At 69.1% G+C, this 26,344-nt stretch carries 28 protein-coding genes and 1 pseudogene; 12 read left to right on the forward strand and 17 right to left on the reverse strand.

Annotated features, from left to right (window positions below; genetic code table 11):
* Nucleotides 1–89: 89 nt before the first annotated feature.
* The 11 genes from ruvB to DPQ65_RS12110 all read right to left on the reverse strand — a co-directional run bounded on the left by ruvB (nucleotide 90) and on the right by DPQ65_RS12110 (nucleotide 9,350).
* Entirely contained in the window at nucleotides 90–1,130 is a 1,041-nt protein-coding gene (gene ruvB / locus DPQ65_RS12060; RefSeq protein ID WP_238146829.1) for a Holliday junction branch migration DNA helicase RuvB, read from the reverse strand.
* A 110-nt stretch (nucleotides 1,131–1,240) separates the two neighbouring features.
* Nucleotides 1,241–1,849: a Holliday junction branch migration protein RuvA gene (gene ruvA / locus DPQ65_RS12065; RefSeq protein ID WP_114907598.1), complete on the reverse strand. Its 609-nt coding sequence runs from the start codon at nucleotides 1,847–1,849 to the stop codon at nucleotides 1,241–1,243.
* Nucleotides 1,846–2,490 carry a crossover junction endodeoxyribonuclease RuvC gene (ruvC, locus tag DPQ65_RS12070; RefSeq protein WP_114907599.1) on the reverse strand — a complete coding sequence of 215 codons (645 nt, stop codon included), beginning with the start codon at nucleotides 2,488–2,490 and terminating at the stop codon, nucleotides 1,846–1,848. Before ruvC ends, ruvA begins: the two co-directional genes overlap by 4 nt.
* A 173-nt stretch (nucleotides 2,491–2,663) precedes the next feature.
* Complete coding sequence (locus tag DPQ65_RS12075; protein ID WP_114907600.1) at nucleotides 2,664–3,434, reverse strand: YebC/PmpR family DNA-binding transcriptional regulator; 771 nt, start codon at nucleotides 3,432–3,434, stop codon at nucleotides 2,664–2,666.
* Nucleotides 3,434–4,102, reverse strand: a complete 669-nt coding sequence (pdxT, locus tag DPQ65_RS12080) for a pyridoxal 5'-phosphate synthase glutaminase subunit PdxT (RefSeq protein ID WP_114907601.1) — start codon at nucleotides 4,100–4,102, stop codon at nucleotides 3,434–3,436. The genes DPQ65_RS12075 and pdxT overlap by 1 nt, the downstream gene beginning before the upstream one ends.
* Nucleotides 4,099–5,055, reverse strand: coding sequence for a pyridoxal 5'-phosphate synthase lyase subunit PdxS (pdxS, locus tag DPQ65_RS12085; RefSeq protein WP_114907633.1), 957 nt, complete (start codon nucleotides 5,053–5,055; stop codon nucleotides 4,099–4,101). Before pdxS ends, pdxT begins: the two co-directional genes overlap by 4 nt.
* A gap of 148 nt (nucleotides 5,056–5,203) precedes the next feature.
* Entirely contained in the window at nucleotides 5,204–5,758 is a 555-nt protein-coding gene (locus DPQ65_RS12090; protein ID WP_114907602.1) for a hypothetical protein, read from the reverse strand.
* On the reverse strand, nucleotides 5,755–7,077 hold the full coding sequence (locus tag DPQ65_RS12095) for a glycosyltransferase family 4 protein (protein ID WP_114907603.1): 1,323 nt from the start codon (nucleotides 7,075–7,077) through the stop codon (nucleotides 5,755–5,757). Before DPQ65_RS12095 ends, DPQ65_RS12090 begins: the two co-directional genes overlap by 4 nt.
* Nucleotides 7,077–8,003: a phosphatidylinositol mannoside acyltransferase gene (locus DPQ65_RS12100; RefSeq protein WP_114907604.1), complete on the reverse strand. Its 927-nt coding sequence runs from the start codon at nucleotides 8,001–8,003 to the stop codon at nucleotides 7,077–7,079. Before DPQ65_RS12100 ends, DPQ65_RS12095 begins: the two co-directional genes overlap by 1 nt.
* A 98-nt stretch (nucleotides 8,004–8,101) precedes the next feature.
* Nucleotides 8,102–8,722: a phosphatidylinositol phosphate synthase gene (pgsA, locus tag DPQ65_RS12105; RefSeq protein ID WP_114907605.1), complete on the reverse strand. Its 621-nt coding sequence runs from the start codon at nucleotides 8,720–8,722 to the stop codon at nucleotides 8,102–8,104.
* 37 nt (nucleotides 8,723–8,759) lie between these two features.
* The gene (locus tag DPQ65_RS12110; RefSeq protein WP_114907606.1) at nucleotides 8,760–9,350 is read right to left on the reverse strand and encodes an HIT family protein; all 591 of its coding nucleotides are present in this window, start codon (nucleotides 9,348–9,350) and stop codon (nucleotides 8,760–8,762) included.
* Between the two features lie 83 nt (nucleotides 9,351–9,433).
* Between DPQ65_RS12110 and DPQ65_RS12115 the strand changes: the two genes are divergently transcribed.
* Both DPQ65_RS12115 and DPQ65_RS12120 read left to right on the forward strand, forming a co-directional pair.
* Entirely contained in the window at nucleotides 9,434–9,886 is a 453-nt protein-coding gene (locus DPQ65_RS12115; protein WP_114907607.1) for a nitroreductase family deazaflavin-dependent oxidoreductase, read from the forward strand.
* A gap of 62 nt (nucleotides 9,887–9,948) precedes the next feature.
* Entirely contained in the window at nucleotides 9,949–10,554 is a 606-nt protein-coding gene (locus tag DPQ65_RS12120) for a hypothetical protein (RefSeq protein ID WP_114907608.1), read from the forward strand.
* A gap of 108 nt (nucleotides 10,555–10,662) precedes the next feature.
* On the opposite strand, the gene thrS is transcribed toward DPQ65_RS12120, so the two are convergent.
* A complete protein-coding gene (thrS, locus tag DPQ65_RS12125) occupies nucleotides 10,663–12,645 on the reverse strand; it encodes a threonine--tRNA ligase (RefSeq protein ID WP_114907609.1) in 1,983 nt (660 codons plus the stop codon).
* A 62-nt stretch (nucleotides 12,646–12,707) separates the two neighbouring features.
* Here thrS and DPQ65_RS12130 point away from each other — a divergent pair, with 62 nt between their 5' ends.
* The 3 genes from DPQ65_RS12130 to helR all read left to right on the forward strand — a co-directional run bounded on the left by DPQ65_RS12130 (nucleotide 12,708) and on the right by helR (nucleotide 16,464).
* Nucleotides 12,708–13,523: a siderophore-interacting protein gene (locus DPQ65_RS12130; protein WP_114907610.1), complete on the forward strand. Its 816-nt coding sequence runs from the start codon at nucleotides 12,708–12,710 to the stop codon at nucleotides 13,521–13,523.
* Between the two features lie 2 nt (nucleotides 13,524–13,525).
* The gene (locus DPQ65_RS12135) at nucleotides 13,526–14,092 is read left to right on the forward strand and encodes a thymidine kinase (RefSeq protein ID WP_114907611.1); all 567 of its coding nucleotides are present in this window, start codon (nucleotides 13,526–13,528) and stop codon (nucleotides 14,090–14,092) included.
* 209 nt (nucleotides 14,093–14,301) lie between these two features.
* Nucleotides 14,302–16,464 carry an RNA polymerase recycling motor ATPase HelR gene (gene helR / locus DPQ65_RS12140; protein WP_114907634.1) on the forward strand — a complete coding sequence of 721 codons (2,163 nt, stop codon included), beginning with the start codon at nucleotides 14,302–14,304 and terminating at the stop codon, nucleotides 16,462–16,464.
* Between the two features lie 52 nt (nucleotides 16,465–16,516).
* On the opposite strand, the gene DPQ65_RS12145 is transcribed toward helR, so the two are convergent.
* The 4 genes from DPQ65_RS12145 to DPQ65_RS12160 form a co-directional block, all read right to left on the reverse strand.
* Entirely contained in the window at nucleotides 16,517–16,927 is a 411-nt protein-coding gene (locus DPQ65_RS12145; protein WP_114907612.1) for an arsenate reductase ArsC, read from the reverse strand.
* Between the two features lie 27 nt (nucleotides 16,928–16,954).
* Nucleotides 16,955–17,602 (reverse strand): arsenate-mycothiol transferase ArsC, encoded by a 648-nt coding sequence (locus DPQ65_RS12150; protein ID WP_114907613.1) that lies wholly within the window; start codon nucleotides 17,600–17,602, stop codon nucleotides 16,955–16,957.
* Complete coding sequence (gene arsB / locus DPQ65_RS12155; protein WP_114907635.1) at nucleotides 17,577–18,587, reverse strand: ACR3 family arsenite efflux transporter; 1,011 nt, start codon at nucleotides 18,585–18,587, stop codon at nucleotides 17,577–17,579. Before arsB ends, DPQ65_RS12150 begins: the two co-directional genes overlap by 26 nt.
* 86 nt (nucleotides 18,588–18,673) lie before the next feature.
* Nucleotides 18,674–20,011: an FAD-dependent oxidoreductase gene (locus tag DPQ65_RS12160; protein WP_114907614.1), complete on the reverse strand. Its 1,338-nt coding sequence runs from the start codon at nucleotides 20,009–20,011 to the stop codon at nucleotides 18,674–18,676.
* 78 nt (nucleotides 20,012–20,089) lie between these two features.
* On the opposite strand from DPQ65_RS12160, the gene DPQ65_RS12165 reads away from it, so the two are divergent.
* Nucleotides 20,090–20,458 carry an ArsR/SmtB family transcription factor gene (locus tag DPQ65_RS12165; protein WP_114907615.1) on the forward strand — a complete coding sequence of 123 codons (369 nt, stop codon included), beginning with the start codon at nucleotides 20,090–20,092 and terminating at the stop codon, nucleotides 20,456–20,458.
* 136 nt (nucleotides 20,459–20,594) lie between these two features.
* On the opposite strand, the pseudogene DPQ65_RS12170 reads toward DPQ65_RS12165, so the two are convergent.
* Nucleotides 20,595–20,825: pseudogene (locus tag DPQ65_RS12170) on the reverse strand (type II toxin-antitoxin system RelE family toxin); the annotation flags it as partial.
* 921 nt (nucleotides 20,826–21,746) lie between these two features.
* Between DPQ65_RS12170 and DPQ65_RS12175 the strand changes: the two are divergent.
* From DPQ65_RS12175 to DPQ65_RS12200, 6 genes are all read left to right on the forward strand, one after another.
* On the forward strand, nucleotides 21,747–22,136 hold the full coding sequence (locus tag DPQ65_RS12175) for a hypothetical protein (protein ID WP_114907617.1): 390 nt from the start codon (nucleotides 21,747–21,749) through the stop codon (nucleotides 22,134–22,136).
* A 188-nt stretch (nucleotides 22,137–22,324) separates the two neighbouring features.
* Nucleotides 22,325–22,657 carry a hypothetical protein gene (locus DPQ65_RS12180; RefSeq protein WP_114907618.1) on the forward strand — a complete coding sequence of 111 codons (333 nt, stop codon included), beginning with the start codon at nucleotides 22,325–22,327 and terminating at the stop codon, nucleotides 22,655–22,657.
* Nucleotides 22,658–22,734: 77 nt separating this feature from the next.
* Nucleotides 22,735–23,337: an ABC transporter ATP-binding protein gene (locus DPQ65_RS12185; RefSeq protein ID WP_272947650.1), complete on the forward strand. Its 603-nt coding sequence runs from the start codon at nucleotides 22,735–22,737 to the stop codon at nucleotides 23,335–23,337.
* Nucleotides 23,334–25,421 carry a hypothetical protein gene (locus tag DPQ65_RS15700; protein ID WP_162802193.1) on the forward strand — a complete coding sequence of 696 codons (2,088 nt, stop codon included), beginning with the start codon at nucleotides 23,334–23,336 and terminating at the stop codon, nucleotides 25,419–25,421. The genes DPQ65_RS12185 and DPQ65_RS15700 overlap by 4 nt, the downstream gene beginning before the upstream one ends.
* Nucleotides 25,422–25,521: 100 nt before the next feature.
* Nucleotides 25,522–25,884 carry a hypothetical protein gene (locus DPQ65_RS12195; RefSeq protein WP_162802194.1) on the forward strand — a complete coding sequence of 121 codons (363 nt, stop codon included), beginning with the start codon at nucleotides 25,522–25,524 and terminating at the stop codon, nucleotides 25,882–25,884.
* Nucleotides 25,875–26,285 carry a hypothetical protein gene (locus DPQ65_RS12200; RefSeq protein ID WP_114907622.1) on the forward strand — a complete coding sequence of 137 codons (411 nt, stop codon included), beginning with the start codon at nucleotides 25,875–25,877 and terminating at the stop codon, nucleotides 26,283–26,285. Before DPQ65_RS12195 ends, DPQ65_RS12200 begins: the two co-directional genes overlap by 10 nt.
* The last annotated feature ends 59 nt before the right edge of the window (nucleotides 26,286–26,344 follow it).

Raw genomic sequence — 26,344 nt, forward strand, 5'->3', positions numbered from 1 at the left:
GCGCGTTCCCGCAGGGTCGTCGCGGATTCATGAGCCGTCCCGCAGTTTCGTCGCGTGCACGTGTCGGCCGCGCCAGGTCAGCCCGAGCCTCAGTGGTCCAGGCGACCCGGGGCGTCGATCGGCAGCTGCTCCTGCCCCGCGACGGAGTTGGGCGGGGTGAGACCGAGGTGCTCCCAGGCCGTCCGGGAGGCTGATCGCCCGCGTGGAGTGCGCACGATGTAACCCTCTCGGACCAGGTAGGGCTCGGCCACGGTCTCCACCGTGTCGGGCTCCTCCCCCACGGCCACGGCCAGTGTGCTGAGCCCGACCGGGCCACCACCGAACCGCTTGCACAAGGCCTCCAGCACGGCGCGGTCGAGGCGGTCCAGACCCTGCCGGTCCACGTCGAAGAGCTCGAGTGCCGCCAGGGCGGCCTCCTCGTCGACGATGTGCTGCCCGTGCACCTGCGCCCAGTCCCGGACCCGACGGAGCAGCCGGTTGGCGATGCGGGGTGTGCCACGGGACCGGGAGGCGATCTCGTGGATCCCCTCGCGGGTGCTGTCGATCTCCAGGAGGCCGGCGCTGCGGCTGAGGATCCGCTGCAGGTCCTCGGTGTTGTAGTAGTCCAGGTGCCCTGTGAAACCGAAGCGGTCCCGCAGAGGGGCGGGCAGCAGGCCCGCCCGGGTGGTCGCGCCGACGACGGTGAACGGTGGCAGCTCCAGAGGGATCGCCGTAGCTCCTGGCCCCTTGCCGACGATGACGTCGACACGAAAGTCCTCCATCGCCAGATAGAGCATCTCCTCGGCCGGGCGGGCCATGCGGTGGATCTCATCGAGAAAGAGCACCTCGCCCTCGACCAGCGAGGACAGCACCGCCGCCAGGTCGCCGGCGTGCTGGATCGCGGGGCCGCTGGTGATGCGCATCGGCTGCTCCAGCTCGGCCGCGATGATCATCGCCAGAGTGGTCTTGCCGAGCCCCGGAGGGCCGGAGAGCAGGACGTGGTCGGGCGGGCTCGCCCGGCGGCGGGCCGCCTCTAGGACCAGACCGAGCTGGTCACGCACCCGGCGCTGGCCGGGGAACTCCGTCAGCCGACGTGGTCGCAACGCTGCCTCGATGCGTCGCTCCTCGTCCGTCGGCGAGGCGTCCACCACGCGCGCTGTCGCGTCGAAGGAGCCGTCGTCGCCATGCTCGAGGTCCTCGAGGTCTGCACCAGACGCCCGCCCCGCAGCGTTCTGGCCGGACCCCTCCTGGTCGTGGAGGCTCACCGTCCCAGCTCCCGGAGGGCCGCGCGCAGGAACTCGGAGACCACCGTGGGCGGCTGCCCTGCAGCACGGACCCGCTCGATCGCGTCGTCCGCCTGCTTGCCGCTCCACCCCAGGCCCACCAGGGCCTCGTGCACCTGACCACCCAGCTGATCACCGCTCGCCCGGGCGGCCGGCGTGCCACCTCCGATCGATGGCTCGACCCCCATCGCGAGGATCTTGTCCTTCAGCTCCAGCACGATGCGCTCGGCACCCTTCTTGCCGATGCCCGGGACCTTGGTGAGAGCGGCGAGGTCGCCGCCGGCGATGGCCTGGCGGACTCCGTCAGGGCTGTGCACCGACAACATGGCCAGGGCCAGCCGGGGCCCGACACCAGAGACGGTCTGCACCTGCTCGAACAGGGAGCGTGCCTCGGTGCCGTCAAAGCCGTAGAGGGTCAGTGACTCCTCGCGCACCACGAGCGTCGTGGCGAGGGTGACCTCGCCCGTGCCGCTGCAACCTGCCGCGGTGGCGGGCGTGGTCAGCACGTGCAGACCCACGCCGCCGACCTCGACGACGACATGGTCAAGCCCGACATGGAGCACCGGGCCCCGGACGGATGCGATCACGGGAAGCTCCTCCGAACGGCGGTCTGTGGGCGAGCAGGCACCGGGAGGCGCGGGCCACGGCCGTGCGTGGCGTGCAGCTCCTCGAGCCGGTTGCGGGGTGCCCGGCCAGCGCTCTGTTCGGCACGCTGCAGCGCGTTGCCCCGGGCCGCGCCGGCCAGACGACTGTCGGACAACCCCCGCCACAGGTGACACACGGCGAGAGCGAGGGCGTCGGCGGCGTCGGCCGGCTTGGGTGCGGTCTCCAGCCCCAGGATCCGGGTGATCATCATCGTGACCTGCGCCTTGTCGGCCCGCCCGTTGCCGGTCACCGCGGCCTTGACCTCGGTGGGTGTGTGCAGCGCCAGGGGCAGGCCGAGACGCGCCGCAGCGAGCATCGGGACCGCCGACGCCTGCGCCGTGCCCATGATCCCCTTGATATTGGCCTTGGCGAAGACTCGCTCGACGGCCACCGCGTCCGGCTGATGCTCGGCCAGCCACTGGTCGATCTCGGTCTGCAGGGTCAACAGGCGCTCCTGCGGGTCGTCGCCCGGCGGCGTGCGGACCACGCCGACGGCGACCATGCGCACCGACCGACCGCCGGTGGACTCCACGACGCCCAGGCCACACCGGGTGAGCCCGGGGTCGACACCAAGAACACGCACCCCGGCACCTCCTCATGGTCTCGCGTCAGGCTGCCTCCGAACACCTGTTCGCCACAACGCTACGTCACCGGCACGACAGACCAGGGCAGGACTCGCCGGGGTCGCCCCACGGGGCGCCGTAGGCCGACACTCGCCGGTGATGCACCCCGCGCCACCCCGGCCGCGGCGGCGGGTCAGTCGTCGGCCTCGAGCTCGGCCAGCACCTCATCGGAGACGTCAGCGTTGGAGAAGACGTTCTGCACGTCGTCGCAGTCCTCGAGGGCGTCGACAATGCGCATCATCTTGCGGGCCCCCTCGGCGTCCAAGGGCACCTCCATGCTCGGCACGAAGGTGACCTCCGCCGAGTCATAGTCGAGACCTGCTTCCTGCAGCGCAGTGCGCACCGCGACCACGTCCGTGGCCTCGGAGATGATCTCGAAGGACTCGCCGAGATCCTCGATCTCCTCGGCACCAGCCTCCAGGACGACCTCCAGCAGGGCCTCCTCAGTGGTCTCCCCCGACGTCTGCTCCTTGGGCACGACGACCTGGCCCTTGCGGTCGAACAGGTAGGCCACTGAGCCGCTGTCGGCCATGCTGCCGCCGTTGCGGGTCAGCGCGGTGCGGACCTCCATGACGGCGCGGTTCTTGTTGTCGGTCAGGCACTCGATGTAGAGCGCGACGCCACCGGGTGCGTACCCCTCATAGACCAGGGCCTCATAGTTGGCACCGCCCGCCTCGGCCCCGGAGCCCCGCTTGACGGCGCGATCGATGTTGTCGTTGGGCACCGAGGTCTTCTTGGCCTTCTGGATGGCGTCGAACAGCGTGGGGTTGCCGGCCGGGTCGCCGCCGCCGGTGCGCGCCGCGACCTCGATGTTCTTGATCAGCTTGGCGAAGAGCTTGCCGCGCTTGGCGTCGATCACCGCCTTCTTGTGCTTGGTCGTTGCCCACTTGGAGTGCCCAGACATCAGTTATCCCTGTTCGTCGTGCTCGCGCTTCCCTCAACTACTGCTCGGCCGTCGATGTTACCCCTCGCCCGGACCATCTCCACGAATAGTGCGTGCACCCGGACGTCGTCGGTCACCTCGGGGTGGAAGGCGGTCGCCAGCAGGTTGCCCTGCCGGACCGCCACCGGGTGTTTCGTGCCGTCCCGCTCGATGCTGGCCAGCACCTGCACGCCGGGGCCGACCCGCTCCACCCAGGGAGCGCGGATGAACACAGCATGGAAGCGCTCACTCAGACCGTCGAGGACCAGGTCCACCTCGAAGGAGTCGACCTGTCGCCCGAAGGCGTTCCGCCGGGTGGTGATGTCGAGCGCTCCGAGGCCCTGCTGGTCGGCGCGCCCGTCCAGGATCTCAGCGGAGAGCAGGATCATCCCGGCGCAGGAGCCGTAGACCGGCAGCCCGTCTGCCAGCCGGGCGCGCAGCGGCTCAGCGAGCCCGAAGACGCGCAGCAGCCGGTCGATCGTGGTCGACTCCCCGCCGGGGATGACCAGGCCGTCGATCGCTGCGAGCTCCTCGGGGCGGCGGACCGGGACGGCCTCGGCCCCGGCCAGGGTCAGGGCGCGGATGTGCTCGACGACGTCGCCCTGGACAGCCAGGACACCGACCAACGGGGCGGAGGTGGGTCCGGTCACCAGCCGCGCTCGGCGAACTGGATGGACCGGGCCGGCTCGTCGACATTGATGCCAACCATCGCCTCGCCCAGCCCTCGGGAGACCTTGGCGATCATGTCGGGGTCGTCGTGGAAGGTCGTGGCCTTGACGATCGCCTCGGCACGTTCCTTGGGGTTGCCGGACTTGAAGATGCCCGAGCCCACGAAGACGCCCTCGGCGCCGAGCTGCATCATCATCGCGGCGTCGGCGGGCGTCGCGATGCCCCCGGCGGTGAACAGCACCACGGGCAGCTTGCCGTTGCGGGCGACGTCGGCGACCAGCTCATAGGGCGCCTGGAGCTCCTTGGCGGCGACGAACAACTCGTCCTCGGGCAGGCTCGAGAGGCGGCGGATCTCCTGGCGGATCTGGCGCATGTGCATGGTCGCGTTGGACACGTCGCCGGTGCCGGCCTCGCCCTTGGAGCGGATCATGGCGGCGCCCTCGGTGATGCGACGCAGCGCCTCACCCAGGTTGGTCGCACCACAGACGAACGGGACGGTGAAGGCCCACTTGTCGATGTGGTTGCTGTAGTCGGCCGGGGTGAGCACCTCGGACTCGTCGATGTAGTCGACACCGAGGGACTGCAGGACCTGGGCCTCCACGAAGTGGCCGATGCGGGCCTTGGCCATCACCGGGATCGACACGGCCTCGATGATGCTGTCGATCATGTCGGGGTCACTCATCCGGGAGACGCCACCCTGGGCGCGGATGTCGGCCGGCACCCGCTCCAGCGCCATGACGGCGACGGCTCCGGCGTCCTCGGCGATCTTGGCCTGCTCGGCGGTGACGACGTCCATGATCACCCCACCCTTGAGCATGTCGGCCATGCCGCGCTTGACGCGGGTGGTCCCGGCGTCCGGTGCGGCGCTGTCCGTGCCATGGGGCGCGAGGCCGGGGGCGGAGTTGGTCACAGAGTTGGTGTCAGGGGTGCTCATGTTGGTGCCTTCCGGGGCGTGGTGGTGCTCGGCATTGAGTGCGCTCACCGGTGGGGTGGGGCCCGGGCTGTGCCGGCGTCCCACCATGTGGTCGGGTCGGTCCTCCAGTCTAGGTCCCCCGTGGCCGGTCCACCGCACTGGCGCCGGATCAGGTGGCCGCGGGCCAGTCGTCGTCGAAGGTGATGGGCAACGGGACCTTGGCGGACCCGGCCAGGTGCAGGAAGCGCACCAGCCGCTGACCGCGCACCGCGCGCGCCTCCTGGACGGCCTCGTTGTGGAAGCGCCGAGCCAGCTTGACCCGCTCCCCCGTGCCCCGCATCCGCTCGAGCAGCTCCCCCACCTCGACCGGCTCACCAGGCTCCGGGGCATGGGTGGCCCGCAGCACCTCGCTGAGCTGGGACTCGGCGTCGAGCCGATCCTGGGACCAGGTCTCGGCCTGGTCCAGGGCCGCCCCCGCAGAGGCTGCCATCAGGGCGGCGGAAGCGGGGTCGATGCCGGCGATATAGGCAACTTCCAGGGCGGCCTCGGCGCGACGCACGAGCTGGGCGTCGAGCGCCGCGGCCGTCCCGATCACCCGGTGGTGCAGGCGGTCCAGCCGCACCGCGGTGTAGGAGAGGTACCACCCGAGGGCCAGCAGCGCGGCCAGCACGATGGAGCCGAGGATCACCCACTCCTGGACGCCCCACTCGATGTCCGGCGTCATCGGCCCAGCCACCTCCGCACGGTGCGGGCGACTCGTCCGGACGAGGAACCGGGCTGCCGCAGGCCAGGCTGCGTCGGGACCGGCATCGGGGGTCGGCGCGAGGCATGACCGTTGGCCGCTCCGAAGACCGTGCGCGCCGCAGAGGGCGCCCTGCCTCCTCGCGCGCTCCCACCGGCACCACCTGGGCTCACGGTCTCGCGCAGGGGCCCGTCGGTGGCTCGCTCGACGGCCACCGAGTCATAGACGGCCTCGATCCGGGCCCCGACCGTCGCCCAGTCATAGCGCCGGGCACGGGCCTGACCGGCCCGCCGCAACAGCTCCTGCTCCTGGGGGCTCTCCAGCAGGCGGACGATCGCCGCCGCCAGGGCCCGGTGGTCCCCCACCGGGAAGATGGCACCGGCGCCGGAGTCGCCGATGACCGCCGAGAACGCGTCGAGCGCGCTGGCCACCACCGGCGCGCCGGCGCTCATCGCCTCGACCAGGATGATCCCGAAACTCTCTCCGCCCGTGTTGGGCGCCACGTAGGCGTTGGCCTGCGCCAGCAACCGGATCTTGTCCTCCTCGCTGACCACTCCCAGGAAGCGCACCGAGTCGACCACCTGGTCGGACAGCCCGGCGCGGACCTCCGCGACATCGCCGGGGCCGGCCACGAGCAGCTCGGCATCGGGGACCTGCGCCAGCACCAGTGGCAGGGCCGCCAGGAGAACCGGCAGGCCCTTGCGCGGCTCGTCGAACCGGCCGAGGAAGACGATGCGCGGCCGACCACCGGGCTCCGGTGGGAGGTCCGCGGGAGCGAACCGGTCGACATACACCCCATTGGGGATGACCAGGGTGGTGCCACCGAAACCGGAGGCCATCGTGGTGTGCGCCGCGGCGGAGACCGCGATCCGGGCGGAGATCTTGTCCAGGCCCGGCTGCAGCAGTGGCTGGGCGGCGCGCATCGTGCCGACCCGCGACTGGGAGCTGTGGAAGGTCGCCACGACCGGCACCTCCGCGGCCCACAGCGCCAGCAGCGACAGGCTGGGCGCGGCCGGCTCGTGCAGGTGCAGCACGTCAAAGTCCCAGTCGTCCAGCCAGGCATCGACGCGGTTGGCCACGATCGGCCCGAAGGACAGCCGCGCGACCGACCCGTTGAAGCGGACCGGGACGGCACCACCGGCACTGACCACGTAGTCGGGCAGCTCGGTGCCCTCATCGGCCGGCGCGAGCACCGAGACCACGTGACCGCGCCTCAGCAACCACTCGGCCAGGTCCCGGATGTGCAACTGCACGCCGCCGGGCACGTCGAAGGAGTAGGGACAGACGATCCCGATGCGCATCAGCGGATCCCGTCCGCGACGAAGACCCGCTGCATCATGTGCCAATCCTCGGTGTGCTCTCGCAGCGTGGCACCGAGGTAGTCGGCACACGCCTGGGTCATCGCGGTGATCTGCTCGCTGCGGGTCCCCCCGTCGGGGACCGCCACCGCCGGGCCAAAGGTCAGCACCACACGGTAGGCCGAGGCGCCGGCCGACCGGCCGGCCGCACCCTCTGCGGTGCGCTCGTAGGTCACGGTCACCGGGTGGAGCGGCGCGCCGGTGGCCAGGGCCAGTGCTGCTGGGCCACTCGCCATGCGGGCGGGGTGCCCGCACAGACTCACCTCGACGCCCGAGTCGGTGAGGTCGCGGTCCGCCAGGAGCGGCACCAGACCACCCGCGTGGACCGTGCGCACCAGGGCCCGAAAGGGTGACTGACCGCCGGTGAGCGGCAGGATCGTCATGCCCAGCGCCTCGCGGTAGGCGACGAACCGGTCGTAGAGCTCCTCCGGGCGGAGCCGCTCGGCCACCGTGGTGACCGGCGCCAGGTGATGGGTGGCCCACGCCCCGACGGTGTCCCAGTTGCCCAGGTGCCCCAGGAAGCAGACCACGCCCCGGCCTGCCCCGAGGGCCTCGCGCGGCGGTCCGTCGCCGATCACACGGACGCTCGCGGCCAGCTCCCCGGCGGTGCGGTCGGGCAGGCGGAAGGACTCGCACCAGTAGCGCAGGTAGGAGCGCAGCCCGGCGTGCACCAGGTCGTCCAGCTCGTGCGCGGAGAGCTCGGGCCGGATCCGGGCGTAGTTGGCACGCATCCGCTCCACGCCCTTGCCGCCGCGGCGGTGCATCGCGTCAGCGATCCGCTCGAACAGGGCGTAGGCCGCCGGCGCGGGCAGCTTGCGCACCGCCCCCCACCCCAACCGGTAGCCCAGCACGCTCGCCCTCTCCCCCATTTTTGGGGAGGTTCGGACCGGCCCCAGCGCCTTTTTGGGGAGGATCGGCCCACCGTCTCGTGAGCTGAGCGCTCCCCATCGGGTGCGGCTCGGCATACTCAGGACCCCACCGGACGAGCCAGCGCCTGGGTGCGCACGGTGAGGATGCGCTGCAGGACGGTGATCAGGCTGGCCACGGCGAGCGCCGCCAGCACCGCCGTCAACACCCACATCGGCAGGAAGAGCCCGCAGAACCCGGTGGTGACCAGCGTGGCGACCAACCGGTCGGCCCGCTCGGCAATGCCAACATTGGCGGTGAATCCCAGGCTCTCGGCGCGCGCCTTGGCATAACTGACGATGAAGCCGAGGATGAGGCAGGCCAGCGCGAGCGCCGCGGTGAGGTCGTCCTGGCCACGACCGGTGAAATAGAGGATCAACCCACCGAAGACGGCCGCATCGCCGATCCGGTCCAGGGTGGAGTCGAGAAAGGCACCCCACGAGCTGGTGCGCCCGGACATCCGGGCCATCGTGCCGTCGATCAGGTCGGTGAACACGAAAGCGGTGATGAACAGCGTCCCCCACCAGAGCTCCCCGATCGGATAGAAGTAGAGCGCGCCGAAGGTCACCCCGGCCGTCCCGACGACCGTCACGGCATCAGGACTCACCCCGAGGCGCAGCAGAAGTCGCGCGATCGGGGTGAAGATTGCGGTGAAGAACGCTCGGGCGTACCTGTTCAGCATCGTCCCCCCAGGCTACTGAGTCGTGCTCGCCACACGGTCACGGCGTGCCGGGCGACTCCGTGCCCTCCGTCACGTCCTCGTCGGACCAGACGGCGACCAACGCCTGGCGGGCCGCCTCCAGCAGAGTGGGCACCGCCTTGGTCTGTCCGATGATGGGCAAGAAGTTCATGTCGCCGCCCCAGCGCGGCACGACGTGCTGGTGCAGGTGGGCGGCCACGCCGGCACCGGCCACCTCGCCCTGGTTCATGCCGATGTTGAACCCGGCCGGGGCCGAGGCCCTGCGCAGTGCGCCCATCGCTGCCTGGGTCAGCTGCGCGAACTCGACCGTCTCCTCCGCGGTGAGGTCGGTATAGAGCGGGACGTGGCGGTAGGGGCAGACCAGCAGGTGGCCGGGGTTGTAGGGGAACAGGTTGAGCACGACGTAGCAGGTCTGGCCGCGGTGGACGACGAGCCCCTCGGCGTCGTCCTTGTCGGGCGCGACGCAGAACGGGCACCCCCGGCCCGCGTCGTCGGTGGGTCGCTCGCCACGGATGTAAGCCATCCGGTGCGGGGTCCAGAGTCGCTGGAAACCGTCCGGCACCCCCGCGAAGTCGGTGGCGGGCTCCCCCGTGCTGTCCTCCTGCACCATGGCCGCGATCCTATCTCCCGCACGGAGCGCACCGGCTGAGCCGGCCTGGGAACATCGTTGGGTCCTCGTCGGTTGCCGCCCATATGACCGAGACCGGAGCAGACCACACGGACTATGTCCCGCCCGCCACCGACTGGGTGCGCAAGCAGTTGGACGCGATCGACGAGGCCGGGGGTGATGCGTCCGTCGCCAAGATCCAGGGCCGCGATGTTGTCGTGGTGACCCTCATCGGGGCGAAGTCGGGGCGGCCCCGCCGGGTGCCGCTGATGCGCGTGGAGCATGAGGGCAGCTATCTGGCGGTGGCCAGCAAGGGCGGAGCTCCCGAGGACCCGCAGTGGGTGGCGAGCATCCGCAAGAACCCGGACCAGGTGAGCGTCCTGGACGGCACAACCGAGACCCCGATGACCAGCCGGGAGCTGAGCGGCCAGGAGCGCGCGACCTGGTGGGACCGCGGGGTCGAGGCCTTCCCCTCGTATGCCGACTACCAGGCCAAGACCGACCGCCTGATCCCCATCTTCCTGCTCGAGCCCCGCTGACTCGTATGCCGAGGCTCGCCTGGCCGTAGCGACCTCGCCTAGATCTGTGGTGCGATCGGGCAGTGATGTTCTCGAACCTGGACCTGGAGCGGATCGCCGCCGGCGAGGTCGACCTGGCGTTCCGGGTGTGGCGCCGGCCGATGCACACACCGGGCGGCCGTCAGCGCACCCGGGCTGGTGTCGTCGGCTTCACCGCGGTGGAGCCGGTCGACCCGGCGGACATCACGAGGGAGGAGGCGGCTCGGGCGGGTCGGACCCTGTCCGAGCTTGAGGCCTTCCTCGCCCGCAAGGACGGCACGGTCTATCGGATCGGTCTGCAGTTCCTCGGCCCGGACGAGCGGGTCGCGCTCCGGGAGCGTGACCAGCTGACCAGCAGTGAGCTGGGCGAGGTCGCCGAACAGCTCGCCGCCGTGGACAGACGGAGTTCCCGTGGCCCGTGGACCCGCCAGTTCCTGGAGCTCATCGAGGGGCGGCCGGCCGAGCTGGCCGAGACGATCGGCGCCTCGATCGGGTGGGAGCGGGCTCCCTTCAAGGCCAACGTGCGGCGACTCAAGGAGCTCGGACTGACCGAGAGCCTCCCGACCGGCTACCGACTCTCCCCGCGGGGGATGGCTGTGTTGGCGTCCCTGCGGAGGCACACGCCGGGGCGGGGTGGTCGCCGCTCGTGAGAGAGCGGTCCGAACCTCCGCGGTCCGAACCTCCCCAAAGTTGTGTTCAGAGCGGTCCGAACCTCCCCAAAGTTGTGTTCAGAGCGGTCCGATCTTCCCCAAAAATGGTTAGACCTGGGCGCGGCTGCGGACGGCGGCGGCGATCTCCTCGATCGCCTCGGCAATAGGCACCCCGTTCTTCTGGGAGCCGTCGCGGTAGCGGAAGGACACCGCGCCCGCGTCCCGGTCCTCGCCTCCGGCGATCAGGATGAACGGCACCTTCGACTTGCTCGCGTTGCGGATCTTCTTGGGGAAGCGGTCGTCCGACAGGTCGAGCTCCACCCGGATCCCGGCCGCGAGCAGCTGAGCCTCGACCTCCTTCAGGTAGCCGTCGAACTCCTCGGCGACAGGCACACCGAGCACCTGCACGGGCGCCAGCCACGGCGGGAACATCCCGGCATAGTGCTCCACGAGTACCCCGATGAACCGCTCGATGGAGCCGAACTTGGCCGAGTGGATCATGACCGGCTGCTGGCGGGTGCCGTCAGCAGCCGAGAACTCCAGCTCGAAGCGCTCGGGCTGGTTGAAGTCGTACTGGATGGTCGACATCTGCCAGGTGCGCCCGATCGCATCGCGTGCCTGGACCGAGATCTTGGGCCCGTAGTAGGCGGCGCCCCCAGGGTCGGCCACCAGGTCCAGCCCCGACTCGGTGGCCACCTGCTCCAGGATCGCCGTCGCCTCGGCCCACTGCTCCTCGGAGCCGATGAACTTGTCCTTCTTGTCCCCGTCGTCGCGGGTGGACAGCTCCAGGTAGTAGTCATCCAACCCGAAGTCGCTCAGCAGCTGGGTCACGAAGTTCAGCAGGTGCTTGATCTCACCGGGCGCCTGCTCACGGGTCACGTAGGAGTGGCTATCGTCCTGGGTGATCATCCGCACCCGGGTCAGCCCCTGCAGCACACCCGACTTCTCGTTGCGATAGACCGTCCCGAACTCGAAGAAGCGCAGGGGCAGCTCACGGTAGGAGCGGCCGCGGCTGCGGAAGATCAGGTTGTGCATCGGGCAGTTCATGGCCTTGATGCGGTAGGGCTGCCCGTCGTCGTCGATCGGCGGGAACATGCCCTCGGCGTAGTAGGGCAGGTGCCCGGAGGTGTGGAACAGCCCTTCCTTGGCGATGTGGGGCGTCCCGACGTACTGGAAGCCAGCGTCGATGTGGGCCTGTCGGACGTAGTCCTCCATCACCCGCTTGAGCACGCCGCCGCGCGGGTGGAAGACGGGCAGGCCGGGGCCGATCTCCTCGGGGAAGGAGTAGAGGTCCATCTCCGCCCCGAGCTTGCGGTGGTCGCGCCGCTCGGCCTCGGCGAGCCGCTCCAGATAGGCCTTCAGCTCGTCCTTGGACGGCCAGGCAGTGCCATAGATCCGCTGCAGCTGAGGGTTCTTCTCCGACCCGCGCCAGTAGGCAGCGGCACTGCGCATGATCTTGAAGGCGTTGCCGATGATCTTGGTGTTCGGCAGGTGCGGGCCTCGGCAGAGATCACCCCAGACGGTCTCGCCGGTCCGGTCCCGGTTGTCGTAGATCGTCAGCTGACTGCCGCCGACCTCGACCGCCGCACCCTCGGCCGCGTCCTCGGCGGAGCCGCCCTTCAGCCCGATCAGCTCCAGCTTGTAGGGCTCACCGGCCAGCTCCTCGCGCGCTGCATCGTCGGAGACGTCGCGCCGGTGGAAGGTCTGTCCGGTGTTGATGATGCGCTGCATCACCTTCTCGAGCTTCTTCAGGTCCTCCGGGTGGAACGGCTCCGACACGTCGAAGTCGTAGTAGAAGCCGTCCCGGATCGGTGGACCGATCCCCAGTCGCGCCTCCGGGTTGACCTCCTGCACGGCCTGGGCCAGGACGTGCGCACAGGAGTGCCGCAGCACGTCGAGCCCGTCCGGCTCGCTGATCAGCACCGGCTCGACGACGTCCCCGTTAGCCACCTCGTGGGCCAGGTCGCGCAGCTCTCCACCGATCCTGGCCACGACCACCTGCTTGTTGTCGGCGAACAGGTCGGCGGCGGTAGTGCCCTGATCGACCGATCGCTCGTTCCCGGCGATGGTGACGGTGATCTGGGCGGACACGGTGGCTCCTCGGAGTCGGTGGCGATGGCAGTCGCGGAGCGCGACTGTGCAAGCCTAATGGGGTGAGTAAGCCGAATCGTCCACCCCGCCCCCAGACGGTCCTGACCGTCCAGTCCTCGGAGTGGGTCTCCCCCACGACCGTCCGGGTCGTCGCGGGAGGTGAGGGGTTCTCTGGCCTCAACCTGAACGAGTTCACCGACGCCTACGTCAAGCTGCTCTTCGTCAAGCCCGAGCTGGGCCTGACTCCGCCGTATGACGAGGCGCACCTCCGCGAGCACCTCGCCCCGGAGGACCAGCCGGTTCGGCGCACCTACACCCTGCGGTGGGTCGACCGGGAGCGCGAGCAGGTCGCCATCGACTTCGTGGTGCACGGTGACGAGGGGATCGCTGCGCCCTGGGCGCGAGAGGCCCAACCGGGCGACCAGTTCGTCGTGTCCGGCGCTGGCGGCGGCTACGCCCCCGACCCCACCGCCGACTGGCACCTGTTCATCGGCGACGAGTCGGCCCTGCCGGCCATCGCCGCGGCCCTGGAGGCCCTGCCGGACCAGGCCCGTGGGATCGCCTACCTCCAGGTCACCGAGGACTCGGGGCGGATCGAGCTCGAGGCGCCCGAGGGCATCCACCTGGAGTGGTTGACCGGCGGCGCCCACCTGACCAGCCTCCTGGCCGATGCGGCAGCTGCCGGCCCGTGGCCCGAGGGCCGGGTGCAGGTCTTCGCCCACGGCGAGCGCGAGTCGATCAAGGCGGTGCGCGCCCTGCTGAAGGAGCGGGCCGTGCCCCGGGAGGATCTGTCCCTGTCGGGCTACTGGGCCTATGGGCGCACCGAGGACCGTTTCCAGGCCGAGAAGCGCGAGCCGGTCGGCCAGATCCCGGACTGAGTATGGCTGGGCACGTCGAGGTGATCTGCGGGCCGATGTTCGCGGGCAAGTCCGAGGAGCTCCTCCGGCGGGTCCGTCGCGCGCGGCTGGCGGGCCTCGACGTCGAGGTGATCAACCACGACCTGGACGAACGGCACGGCACCGGTCAGGTGGCCGCACACTCCGGAGCCAGGCTCGAGGCCCGCACCGCCTCCGACGTTGCTGGCCTCCGCAGAGTCCTCGGTGACCGTTCCCCCGACATCGTGGCCATCGACGAGGCCCAGTTCTTCGGCCCCGACCTCGTCGGTGTGGTCGACGAGCTGGCCGCCCGGGGCGCGACGGTCATCGTGGCGGGACTGTCGGTCACCTTCGACGGCCGACCGTTCGAGCCGCTGCCCACGCTGATGGCGACGGCCGAGATCGTCACCCGGCTGACCGCCGTGTGCTCGGTGTGCGGCGCCGAGGCGTCCTTCCACCAGCGCACAGACCCTCGGACGGCCCACGACGCCTTGACGACGGCGGCAGAGCACGTGGGCGGGACCGAGACCTATCAGGCTCGCTGCCGACACCACCTCCAGGTGGCGCGCTGAGCGCAGAGGTGCCCCTCGGCATACCCGACCTGTTCCCCCTTGCCCTTTCCAATATATAGCGCACCGGGGGCCTTGCCGCAAGCGGCTTCCTGCGGTCACACTTGACGTCTCACGAGCACAGAACCGCAGGTCACAGGGGGTTGGAGCCACACCTGCCGGAGCCTCGTGACGCACCCGTGACCGTCTTCTCCCTGGGAGCTGATGCCTGCATGACCGACCAGAGCACCGCCGCCTTCGCCCTTCCCGACACGCTCGTCGCCAAGCGCGACCCCGCCCTGATCGCCGCTGACGTGCAGCACTTCGCCGTCATCGCCGCCGCCCAGGCCGCGCAGATCGCCGAGCTCACCTCCCGGCTCGATGCCGCGCGCCGGGCGCCCGGTGGCTCGGGGCAGGCCGCCCTGGACCGTGACCTGGAGATCCACCGGCTCACCACGCAGCTGCGCCTGCTGCACCGCTTCGGACTCGACCTGTGCCTGGGCCGGGTCGTGCGCGCCGAGGAGCCCGAGCCCATCTATATCGGTCGCACCGGCCTCACCGGCCCGGACGGTGATCGCCTCCTGATCGACTGGCGTGCTCCAGCGGCGGAACCCTTCTTCGGCGCCACGCACGCCGACCCGATGGGTCTGGTCAGCCGCCGCCGCTATCGCTGGACGAGGGACGGCCGGGTGAGCGACTACTGGGACGAGGTGTTCACCGCCGACGGGCTGCAGGGCCACGCGGCTCTCGATGACCAGTCGGCCTTCATCGCCACCCTCGGCACGAGCCGGTCGCCGAGGATGCGGGACGTGCTGAGCACGATCCAGTCCGACCAGGACGCGATCATCCGCGCCGGCTCGCGCGGGGCGCTCGTGGTCGATGGTGGGCCGGGCACCGGCAAGACCGTGGTGGCCCTGCACCGCACGGCCTACCTGCTGTATGCCGACCCGCGCCTCGGTCACCAGCGCGGCGGTGTGCTCTTCGTCGGGCCGCACGAGCCCTACCTGGACTATGTGGGCGATGTGCTCCCCAGCCTGGGCGAGGAGGGTGTGCAGACGGTCACCCTGCGGGACCTGCTCCCCGAGGGCGCCTCGGCCGCCCCGGAGACTGACTCCGAGGCAGCACGGCTGAAGTCCTCGGCAGAGCTGGTCGGGGCGATCGAGCCGGCCGTGCGGTTCTACGAGGAGCCGCCGGGCACGGCGACACACCTCGAGGTGGACGGCGTCCCCCTCCGGGTCCGCGCTGAGGACTGGGCCGAGGCCTTCTCATCCGCAGAGCCGGGCACGCCCCACAACGAGGCACGCGAACAGGTGTGGGAGTCGCTCGTGCAGATCCTGCTGGACGGCGTCGAGGTCGACGAGGAGGACGAGGGCTTCGTCGAGGCCGACCTGCGCCGCGCCCTGGCCGAGCACGAGGATCTCACCTCGGTCTTCAACGGTGCCTGGCCGCTGCTGGAGCCCGAGGACGTCGTCGCTGACCTGTGGTCGGTGCCGGCCTTCCTGCGCCTGGCAGCTCCCTGGCTCTCCTCCGACGATGTCCAGCGCCTGCAGCGCGAGGACCCTGCGGCGTGGACCGTCTCGGACCTGCCACTGCTGGACGCCGCGCGCCAGCGGATCGGTGATCCGGGCGCCGCCAGGCGCCGGCTCCGGCAGCAGGAGGCGGCGGCACAGGAGCGGGCCCGCCTGGACGAGGTCATCGACCAGATGTTGGAGGCTGACAACATCGGGGGGCTGGGCCAGCAGCTGCGCCACCAGGACCTGCAGGACAAACTGCTCGATCAGGCGGCGCTGCCGAGCGTGGACCCGGACCGGTTGGCCGGCCCGTTCGCGCACATCGTGGTCGACGAGGCCCAGGAGCTCACCGACGCGCAGTGGCAGATGCTGCTGAGCCGCTGTCCCTCCCGCAGCCTGACGATCGTCGGTGACCGGGCCCAGGCGCGGCACGGTTTCACCGAGTCGTGGCAGGAGCGGTTGGAGCGGGTCGGCCTGGACCGGGTCGAGATCGCCTCCCTGACCCTCAACTACCGCACGCCGCAGGAGGTGATGACGCAGGCCGAGCCGGTCATCCGGGCGGCCATCCCCGATGCCAACGTGCCCACCTCGGTGCGGGAGGGCGGCATACCGGTGCACCACGGGTCCCGCACCGAGCTGGACGAGATCCTGACGGTCTGGTTGACCGAGCACGAGGAGGGCACGGCCTGTGTCATCACGACCGAGCCCGTCGTCGTGCCCGACCGGGTCCGGTCGCTGACGCCGGCGCTGGCCAAGGGGCTGGAGTTCGACCTCGTGGTCCTGCTCGACCCGCAGGAGTTCGGCACCGGCATCGAGGGGGCCGTCGACCGCTACGTGGCGATGACCCGGGCGACCCAGCAGCTGGTCGTCCTGACCAGCTCCTGATCGGCCCACCTGCGGCGTCAGCGCGCCGTGGGAGCTCGGGCGCGCAGGGCTCTCAGGCGCTGTCCGCGGGCAGGAGCTCGTCGACGAGCCCCTGGATGCGTCGCCTGATCTCGTCGCGGATCGGGCGGACCGCCTCGAGGCCCTGGCCGGCCGGGTCGTCCAGTTCCCAGTCCTCATAGCGTTTGCCGGGGAAGATCGGGCAGGCGTCACCGCACCCCATGGTGATCACCACGTCGGAGGCCTGCACGGCCTCGGTGGTCAGGACCGTGGGGTGGTTGGCGCTGATGTCGATGCCGTCCTCGGCCATGGCCTCGACTGCAACCGGGTTGATGGCCTCACCGGGCGCGGATCCGGCGGAGCGGACCTCGATCCGGCCGCCACCCAGGTGGTGCAGGTAGCCGGCCGCCATCTGGGAGCGGCCGGCGTTGTGGACACAGACGAACAGGACGCTGGGTGTGCTCACTTCAGTCTCCTTGTGGGCGTTGGGTGATCAGAGGTCGAGGTCACGCAGCAGGGAGGTGACGCGCTGCTGGACATCGTCGCGGATGTCGCGGACCACCTCGAGTGGCTGCCCGGCCGGGTCGGCCACGTCCCAGTCGAGGTAGCGCTTCCCGGGCAGGATCGGGCAGGCGTCGCCACAGCCCATGGTGATGATGACGTCGGCTGCGCGAACTACGTCCCCGGAGAGTGGTTTGGGATACGCGTCGGTGAGGGTGATGCCCCGTTCGGCCAGCACCTCGACGACGGCTGGGTTCAGCTCCCCCGTCGGTTGAGACCCCGCCGAGCGCACGTGCACCTTGCCTGGTGCCAGGTGGGCGGCCAGGGCCGCCGCGAGCTGCGAACGACCAGCGTTGTGCACACACACGAACAGCAGCTCGGGGACGGTCTTGGCGAGGTGTCCCTCGGCCTGGGCTGCGGCTGTGAGGCGCTCGCGGGCGAGCTTGCTCACCAGCACGGGCAGGAAGTCGTGGACGGTGGAGACGGCGGCCAGCTCACGGTGCGCGGTGTCAACCGCCTCCTCGACCTGGTCGGGAGCAAACACGCCCTCGAATCGGTAGGTCAGGTCCTCGACGATGGACGCCACCTGCGTGCGCGCGGTGGCCGGGCCGGGCTCAGTGTGCTGTCGGGGCTGGAACATGGGACTCCTCCTGGTGTGGGAAGCGGTCGCGGAGCGCGAGGGAGACATAGACGAGGCCCACGAGGACCGGAACCTCGATGAGCGGTCCGACGACGCCGGCCAGGGCCTGGCCGGACGTGACGCCGAAGGTGGCGATGGCCACCGCGATGGCCAGCTCGAAGTTGTTGCCGGCCGCGGTGAACGCCAGCGTGGTGGTGCGTTCGTAGGACAGACCAAGGCCCTTCCCGACGGCGAAACCCACGCCCCACATCAGGGCGAAGTAGAGCAGCAGCGGCACCGCGATCCGGGCGACGTCCCAGGGCCGGGAGGTGATCTGATCCCCCTGCAGGGCGAACAGCAGCACGATGGTGAACAGCAACCCCCGCAGCGTCCACGGGCCGATGCGGGGCAGGAAGGTCTCCTCATACCAGGCACGACCCCGTGCGCGCTCTCCCCAGACGCGGGAGGCCCAGCCTGCCACGAGGGGAATGCCCAGGAAGATCAGGACCGACTTGGCGATCTGCCAGGCACTGACGTCCAGGGTGGCCTGGGACAGGCCGAGCCAGCCAGGCAGGACCGAGAGGTAGAACCAGCCGAGTGCCGCGAAGGCGACGACCTGGAAGACGGAGTTGATGGCGACCAGCACCGCTGCGGCCTCGCGGTCACCGCAGGCCAGGTCGTTCCAGATGATCACCATCGCGATGCACCGCGCCAGGCCGATGATGATCAGGCCGGTGCGGTATTCCGGCAGGTCGGCCAGAAAGATCCAGGCCAGGGCGAACATCAGGGCCGGGCCAATGATCCAGTTCAGCAGCAGCGAGCTGCTCAGCAGGCGCCGGTCCGCGGCGACCGTGCCGACCCGGTCGTAGCGGACCTTGGCCAGCACGGGGTACATCATGACCAGCAGACCCAGGGCGATAGGTAGCGAGATGCCGTCGATCTCGACCGCGCCCAGCCAGCCCCCCAGACCGGGGACGAGCCGGCCCAGCAACAGGCCGGCCACCATCGCCGCCCCGATCCACACCGGCAGATACTTGTCCGTCGTGGACAGCCGGACCTGTGAAGTGCCAGCTGGACGGGTTGCCTGGCTGGTCACTGGGCTGCTCCAGCGGTGCCGGTCAGCGTGAGCGACTGGGGCTCCTGGGGGGTCCCACAGCAGCCACCGTCACCGGATGCCTCCTCATCGAACAGGCCCGCCCCGCCACACACACCGGTGTCCGGCAGCTTCAGCTCGACGGCACGTGCGGCCTCGTGGTCACCCGCCAGGGCGGCAGCGATCGAGCGCACCTGCTCATAGCCGGTCATCGCCAGGAACGACGGCGCCCTGCCGTAGGACTTCATGCCGGCCAGGTAGAGCTCGCCCTCAGGCTGGGCCAGGACGTCGTGACCGTGTGGTTGGACCGAGCCGCAGGAGTGCAGGTTCGGATCGATGCCCGGTGCCAGGTCGGCCGGTGCCTGCAACCGCGGGTCGAGGTCGAGGCGCACCTCGGACAGGAACGACAGGTCCGGGCGGAACCCCGTGGCCCCCACGACCTGGTCCAACTCCGCGATCCGGCGTCCATCGGTCGCGAGCAGCGTCACGGATCCACCCTGCCTCTCCACCCCCGCGACGCGGAACCCGGTGACCGGCTCGATCAGCCCCGCCTCAACGGCGGTCCGGACCCGGCTGCCCAGTGCGCCGCGGGCGGGGAGCTCATCCAGCTCACCGCCCCCGAAGGCACCTCCGACCGTGCCGCGACGCACGACCCACACCACGCGGGAGGTGTCGGTGTGCAGGGGCTCGGAGGTCAGTGCGATGAGGGCAGTCAGCGCAGAGGCACCTGAGCCGACCACCGCGGTGGCCCGGCCGGCGAACCGGTCGTGGTCACGCACCGCATCGGGCATCCCGTAGAGGATGCGCTCGCCCGCAGCGGTCTCACCGGCCGCCGGATAGCCCTCGGAGCCCAACGGGTTGGGGACACCCCAGGTGCCGGAACAGTCCACGACGGCACGTGCCAGCAACCGTTCGGTCGAGCCGTCGGATCGCTCCACGTGCAGCACGAACGGCTGGGCCTCGCGCCCAGAGTCCACCAGCAGGTCCCGGTCCGAGCGGGCGACGCCACGCACCCGGTGACCGGTGCGGACCCGCTGTCCCAGCAGGGCGGCCAGCGGGTCCAGGTAGTCGCGCAGCCAGTCCGCGCCCGTCGGGTAGGCCGTCGGCTCCGGTTGCCTCCACCCGGCCTCCTCCAGCAGTGCCACGGCAGCGGGTGAGGTCACCTCGGACCAGGGCGAGAACAGCCGCACGTGACCCCACTGCCGGACTGCGGCGGCGGGCGCCTCCCCCTGCTCCAGGACGATCACCTCCTGGTCACGACGGGCCAGCTCGGCTGCGGTGGCCAGTCCGATGGGGCCAGCGCCGATGACGACGACGGGATGTGGTGCAGAGGACACGAGAGCGACTCCCTTGTTTCGATGACTGCCGATACAGGCATCCTTGCAACATTCTTAGATCGTTGTCAATATAGAGGCATGCCCGCTTCCGCTCGTGCCACCGATCTGGCCCCTCCAGCCGTCTGCGCGGCGGGGTGCTCACCTGCCGAGGGGCTTCCCGCAGGGCAGGCCGAGGAGCTGGCGAACCTGCTCAAGGCCCTCGCGGATCCGGTGCGGCTGCGGCTCTACTCACGCATCGCGGCCACCGCGGGCGAGACCTGCGTGTGTGACCTCGGCGACTTCGGCGTCTCCCAGCCGACGATCTCCCACCATCTGCGCAAGCTGCGGGAGGCAGGACTCATCGAGAGCGAACGCCGCGGAACCTGGGTCTACTACAGCGCAGTCCCCGCGGCTATCGCACCGCTTGCTCCACTCCTGCAGGGTGATGCGTTGTCCCCACAGAGTTGAGTGCACGGCGGGCTGGTGAGTGACCTTCAGATCTCGCCTGTCACCCGGGGTGCCCAGCCCAGCCGAGCGCCTGGAGGTGCTCAACTCCTTCCGCTCGCATCACCGATGACCCGCTGGCACTACCGGCCCTCGTTGCTCAGCGGTAGACCTCGCGCCGATGGGCGACCTTCACCCCCATCACCAGCAGGACGTCGTCCTGGATTTTGCACAGGAGCCGGTAGTCAGCTACCCGGTAGCGCCACTCGTCCCGGCCAACCAGGGGCTTGCGCCTAGAGCGGGGGTTGTCCAGGTCGAGGCTCTCATCGAAGAACCGGCGGATCCGTTTCACCTGCGCCTTGTCGAGTTTCCCGATCTCCTTGAGCGCTTTGGGTGCGTACCGCCTCCATCCCCAGGAATCTCTATATAACTAGCACTATGCGGCGAGCGACTCGCACAGGGTGATGTTTCCGCGCCCCGCTCAGGCCCCTGAAGCACCCCGAAACGGTTGGTCTCGGTACATACTCGTCGAGCTGGGAGTGCGCGGGAGGCTCCAAAACAGCCTCTGAACGCGGTGATGTGGGTGGACGTGAAGGGACTCGAACCCCTGACCTCTCGCGTGTGAATCTTCCGGTCAGTTTCTGAGTCATCGCGCACCACGGTGCTGTGACCTGCATGTTCGTCTCCTGTGCGCGTACTGGAGATGGTTGTGGGTACCAGCGACAGTACCCGTTGGTTCCCGTTGTTTCCCGCACGTTCCCCGGTCTTCGGTACACGCTCTGGTACATCCCGCACAGCAGTAGGTCATGCCCGTCATCAGGACCGTCACAGGAGGCCAGTCCGATGTCAACTGAGGCGCCCTCGACGCGGCCGGGGCCGCAGGCGTTCCGCACTCGGGGTGGTGCCCGGCCGGTGGCTGGGCCGAGGACCTACGGGACCTTCCGGCCTGCTGCGCCGCGCAACTACCCGAACCTGAGGCCAGCATCGTCGCCAGACCGCGCAGTGGGCACGGTGGCGAACGTCCGGGACGCGCACGCCACGCCACGCTCATCATCGGACCACCCGACTGGTCACCGGCACCGACCTGGCTGTTGCCACCGCGAGAAGCCTCCGCCGGGCACACCTCTTGCTGGTCCCTTCCAACCGTGACCAGTCACCGGGCCGCCGATGATGTGCCCGCCTGGCTGTCCGGGTTGGGGCACGTCGTGGTGCTCAACGTCGCGGGACCACGGTCCAGCCAGTGGCCGAACTGCTACGAGGTGTCGCACCGGATAGTCACGGACCTACTGAACCACCAGGGGAAGGCGACGTCATGTTGTACACACTGAGCCAGAACGGGACCAGCTCGGGCCATTCGCACCCGGCGGGACTGCCGAGTCGAACCTGTCCCTTGCCGCCGAAACACGCCCAGATCATCCCAGACCTGGTGGACATCCCGGCACGGGTCGATGCGGCACTGGACACTCTCTGCGCCACCGGGATGCGACCGGTCCTGGTCGGCGGGTCTGTCCGTGACGTCCTGCTCGACCCGGACCTGGAAGCGAAATCGCGGTGCACGGCGCTCACACGGGATGCGCAAGACGAACGCCTTGAAGGGCGGGCTGTGGTGCTGCCGATGGACGACGTGCCTCCCTTGCCGGGCTGCGAGACGCAGCAATCACTGACGGCAAGACGGACGGCGCCCATTGTGCAGGGGGATTGAGACATCAATGTCAAGACACCACCAACCAGGCCGGTCGTGGCGCATGCCGGCTGGCGAAGCAGGGCTTGGCGTCAGGACGGCACATCACAATTGGGTAACGGTCGTGGCAGCCGCCTTGACATCCCCTCCCGCGGTGAACAGATTGTTGCTCGACAAATTCCCTGTCGAACACTTACCACGGGGGAACGATGAAGAAATTCCTCGCGACCAGTGCAATCACTGTCGTACTGCTGGCCCCACTCGACGCCGCAACCGCCTACCCGGTCAAGTACAGCTGGCACGGCAATGACCGCTCGTGGAACAATAGCGATGGCAACACATTGTATGTCTGCGACGGGGAGGACGACTCCAACTGGGCCGAAGGTCAACGCTGGACCGCCTCGAACACCAGACACGTCATCACCGACAACAATGTGGCTGGCTGCCCGTCAGTCACTGTCAGCATCGATATGTACAAGCACAGAGTCGTCGAACGCCGGATGATCAATGACAGCGTTGGCCCGATGCAGTACCTCTGGTGAACTCTTAGGACACCTTCGACAATGATGTCACCGTCGATGTTGTCGGCCTGACCGTTGTCTACGATGGGCTCCCTGCTATTGAGGACCAGTCGTTCCGCCTAGTTGGCGGTGAAATTGTCGGGCTGGTGGGACCGAGCGGCTCCGGAAAGTCGACAGTCATCCGGTGCATCGCAGGGATCCAACTTCCTGACGGAGGATCCATCGCGGTCTCTGGGACGGTAATGAACTCGCTCAGCACCAGGGAACGCAGCAAACTTCGGCGCCAACGCATCGGGCTCGCCTTTCAGAGCCCGGAATTGCTTCCCGAGCTATCCGTCGCAGACAATGTGGCAATCACGTTGCTCTTCGATGGCTGGAAGCGAGAGAAGGCCCTGGCCGTTGCACAGGAAAGCCTCAGGCGAGTCGGCCTGACCGAACACGGTGACAAGGCAGTCGACGAGATCTCTCGTGGAGAGGCCCAGCGGGTTGCGATCGCCCGTGCCCTCGTGCACCCCGCAACCCAGTTGCTGATTGCGGACGAGCCCACGGCGAACCTCGATGCCCAGTCGGCTAGAGACATCACGGCCCTACTCGTCAGCCAAGTGGAGTCACGCGGCCACGCCTGCCTGATCGCCACACATGATATGTCTGTGGCGGCCGCGTGCCATCGGATCATTGACCTCCGAGCGCCGGCTGCATGATCACGCTGCGGGTCGCGAGCTTCTTCGCTCTCTCAGTTGATCGCCGTCAGCGTTGGAGACAGGCTTCCTTAATCCTGGGGGGGTTTGCCGCAGGACTCGCTGTCCTCGCGGCTGTCGGGCTGATGCACGCGGGCAAAATCGCCTCCGATCACAGCGCTGCACGCTCGCCCGCAGTCGCGCTGTCGTCAACAGACGACGTCCGTCTCCTGATGAGCGCACGGGCGATCACCATCGAAGGTTTTGGGCAGGTGCCGGTGCATTGGTTGCAACCAGTCGCGGGTCACGACAACGATCCCCTCAGCATCCCTCCGGGCCTCACAAGGTTGCCCGGACCGGGCGAGGCTGTGCTGTCGCCCGGCCTGTTGCGAGCCGGCATCTCTGCCGGCGACCTCGGATTACGGACCTCGCAGGCGGGAAACCGAGCTGACGGGTCCATCGGTGATGCCGGTCTTATCTCTCGGTCCGAAGGCTTCGTCTATGCCCGGCCTCCTACAAATCGCTCACTCGGAGAGGGTGGCGCACTGATTCCACTGGTCGGCTACACGCCCAGTCAGGCGTCGGTCCCGGTCGAGTTGAATCCTGACGTCCTCCTGTTCCCCGCTGCAGCGCTCGGAGCCCTGTGGATGCTACTAATCCCCGCCGGTTACCTACTCTTCGGCTGCGCACGGGCATCGTCCCCGGTGCGCGAACGGCGGGCCAACCTCCTTTGGCGTCTCGGCGTGTCCACTGGTCGCATTCGTCGTCTCGTTGCCGTCGAATCCGCCCTCCTGGTGGCTGCGGGAGTGACCGCGGCGCTAGTCGTGTGGCTCACCGTAGGTTCCCATGCCACGTCGTTCCCCCTGAACTCGTCAGAGCTCCTGCCTGGAGCCTTCCGGCCGCCAGTGTGGTGTTCTCTTCTTGCCGGCTTAGCAGTCATCCTCCTCGCGGCCATCGTGTCTGCCAGCGCTAGGGTTGTCCCCCGGCCGACTCGCGTGTCCGGACGGCGGTTCACAAGCCTTCACCTTCTCCCGCTGATCCTTGCGCTGATCGCCATGGCAATTTCGCCCCTCATCAGCGGTGATCTCGGCCTGGCAGTCCTCTTTGGCGGGCTCTTGCTCAGCCTCCTTGCCCTTCCCGCAGTCATTCCGATGCTGGCCAGCGCGCTGGCGCATCGCATGAGCGGGCGCTCCCGGCCCACCACGTGGCTTGCCGGCAAGCGGCTGGCCCTGCGCGCCGGCAATGTGTCCCGCCCTGCCGTGGTCACGGCTGCCCTCGTCTTTATGGCTGGCTCAGCATTCGCGCTCTTTGACGGCCTGCTGACTGCACCTGGTGAGTTCATCCCGGACGGCCCGCGGTCGGTCTGGAGCGTCAACTGGCGAGACTCAAAGGTCGATGACGTCGCTGCCATTCGAGCTCAGGCCCCCGACGAGGTCATTGTCGGCGCGGTGAGTGGCGAGGCCACGAACGGGCTGGACGGAATACCGACGTCCCTGGGATCTGTATCATTCCCGTCATGTGAGGCTCTGCGCGCGTTCATGGACGATGCCGAATTGGCCTGTGACGGCTCAGGAAACTTGTTTGGATACCAAACTCAGGTTGGGCCCGCCGCCTCAGACACCTACGAAGTCCTCGTGGGTGCCCCCCGCGGCACGGACGAAATGGATGTGGTGCAGTTGTTTGAAGGGTTGCCTGCAGTCAATCCGAGCCAGTTGATGGGGCCGACCAACCTCATGGATCCTGGAGCGCTCTGGGTCCGCACCGGGTGGGCCGCCGCGGCGGGGCTCCTGGTAGTCGCGACCGTGCGGGAGATCGGGGACCGGACGATCACCTCGCTACAGAGCCAGAGCAGGATGTTGCGCGCAGGTTTAACCACGCGAGAGGCCCGCGCGACCGACCTCATCGCTTCACTCACGCCCATCGCCATCTCAATACCGGTGGGCTATGTGTGTGCAGTGTTGTTTGCGCTCCGGGGCTACGGTCGCGGGCTCACCGGTTTCAACCTGTCTGCGCTATCCGTTGTCTGCCTACTCGTCGGCAGCAGCGCCGCCCTACTGATCGTCGCTATCCACGCGTGGCAGCAGCGATCTGATGATCAAGTGATCTGACGGAGACCGCCATTTCGGTAGCGTGTCGCTTCGTTGGACTTGGGCCCTGATCCAGTAGGACTGCAGGCGAGCCTCGAGTGTCGAAGGAGACGCCAGTCCGATGAGTACAACTACACTTGCCCTGTCGATCGAGATGCCGGACCTGGACAGGTCGTCGTCGTGGAACGCCTTCGAGTCGCTGGTGGTGCAGATGGGTAAGGACCTGCCGGCCCAGGCGCTGGCGTGGGCGCTGGAAGAAGCCCAGGTAGAGCTGATCGACAGTGTCTGCGGACCGCGCTGGGCACCGGTGCATGGGTTGCCGGCGCCGTTCGCAGGTCCGAAGTGCCAGGCCACCAAGGACTTCGCCCGCAAGGGAAAACGGACCCTGCCGCGGGTGCTGCACACCGCAGCGGGCAAGGTCGAGATCATCCTGTGGCACGTGGGGTGCGCTCCTGTGGGCGCAACTTCGCGTCGTTGCTGCTGATGCTGGGCCTGTCGGGCAAGCGGCGCACCGACCGGCTCACCCTGGACCTGGCCGAGTTGAGTACCCAGGTGAGCTTCGCGCGGGCCGCTCGTCTGGATGACCAGCTGGCCGGGACCGGCGCCAGCCCAGGGCAGGCCCAAAACGCGTTGGCGGACGTCGCTGCCCTGTTGACCGGCCCCGACGGTACGCTCGACCTGGCGCACCCCGGGCCTGACGTGGTGCTGCTGGATGGCACGGGTCTGGGCGCCCGCAAGAACGGCACCGTGGGCGCACCTGGCGATCGGGTTGACCGGCCGGTCCGGACCCGCCGGGCGCCGCCGGGCCACCTCGGCCCGGTTAAGTGGCTCTTCCACTTTCACCGTGGTGGTGGGTGTTACGCCGCCTTGGGTGACGTCGTGTAGGCCATGATGCGGCATCGGTAGTTGTCATGGTTGCGGTACCCCCTTCCGACACGCTTGAA

It is taken from the genome of Ornithinimicrobium murale (genome assembly GCF_003352835.1).
Classification (GTDB): Bacteria; Actinomycetota; Actinomycetes; order Actinomycetales; family Dermatophilaceae; genus Ornithinicoccus; species Ornithinicoccus muralis.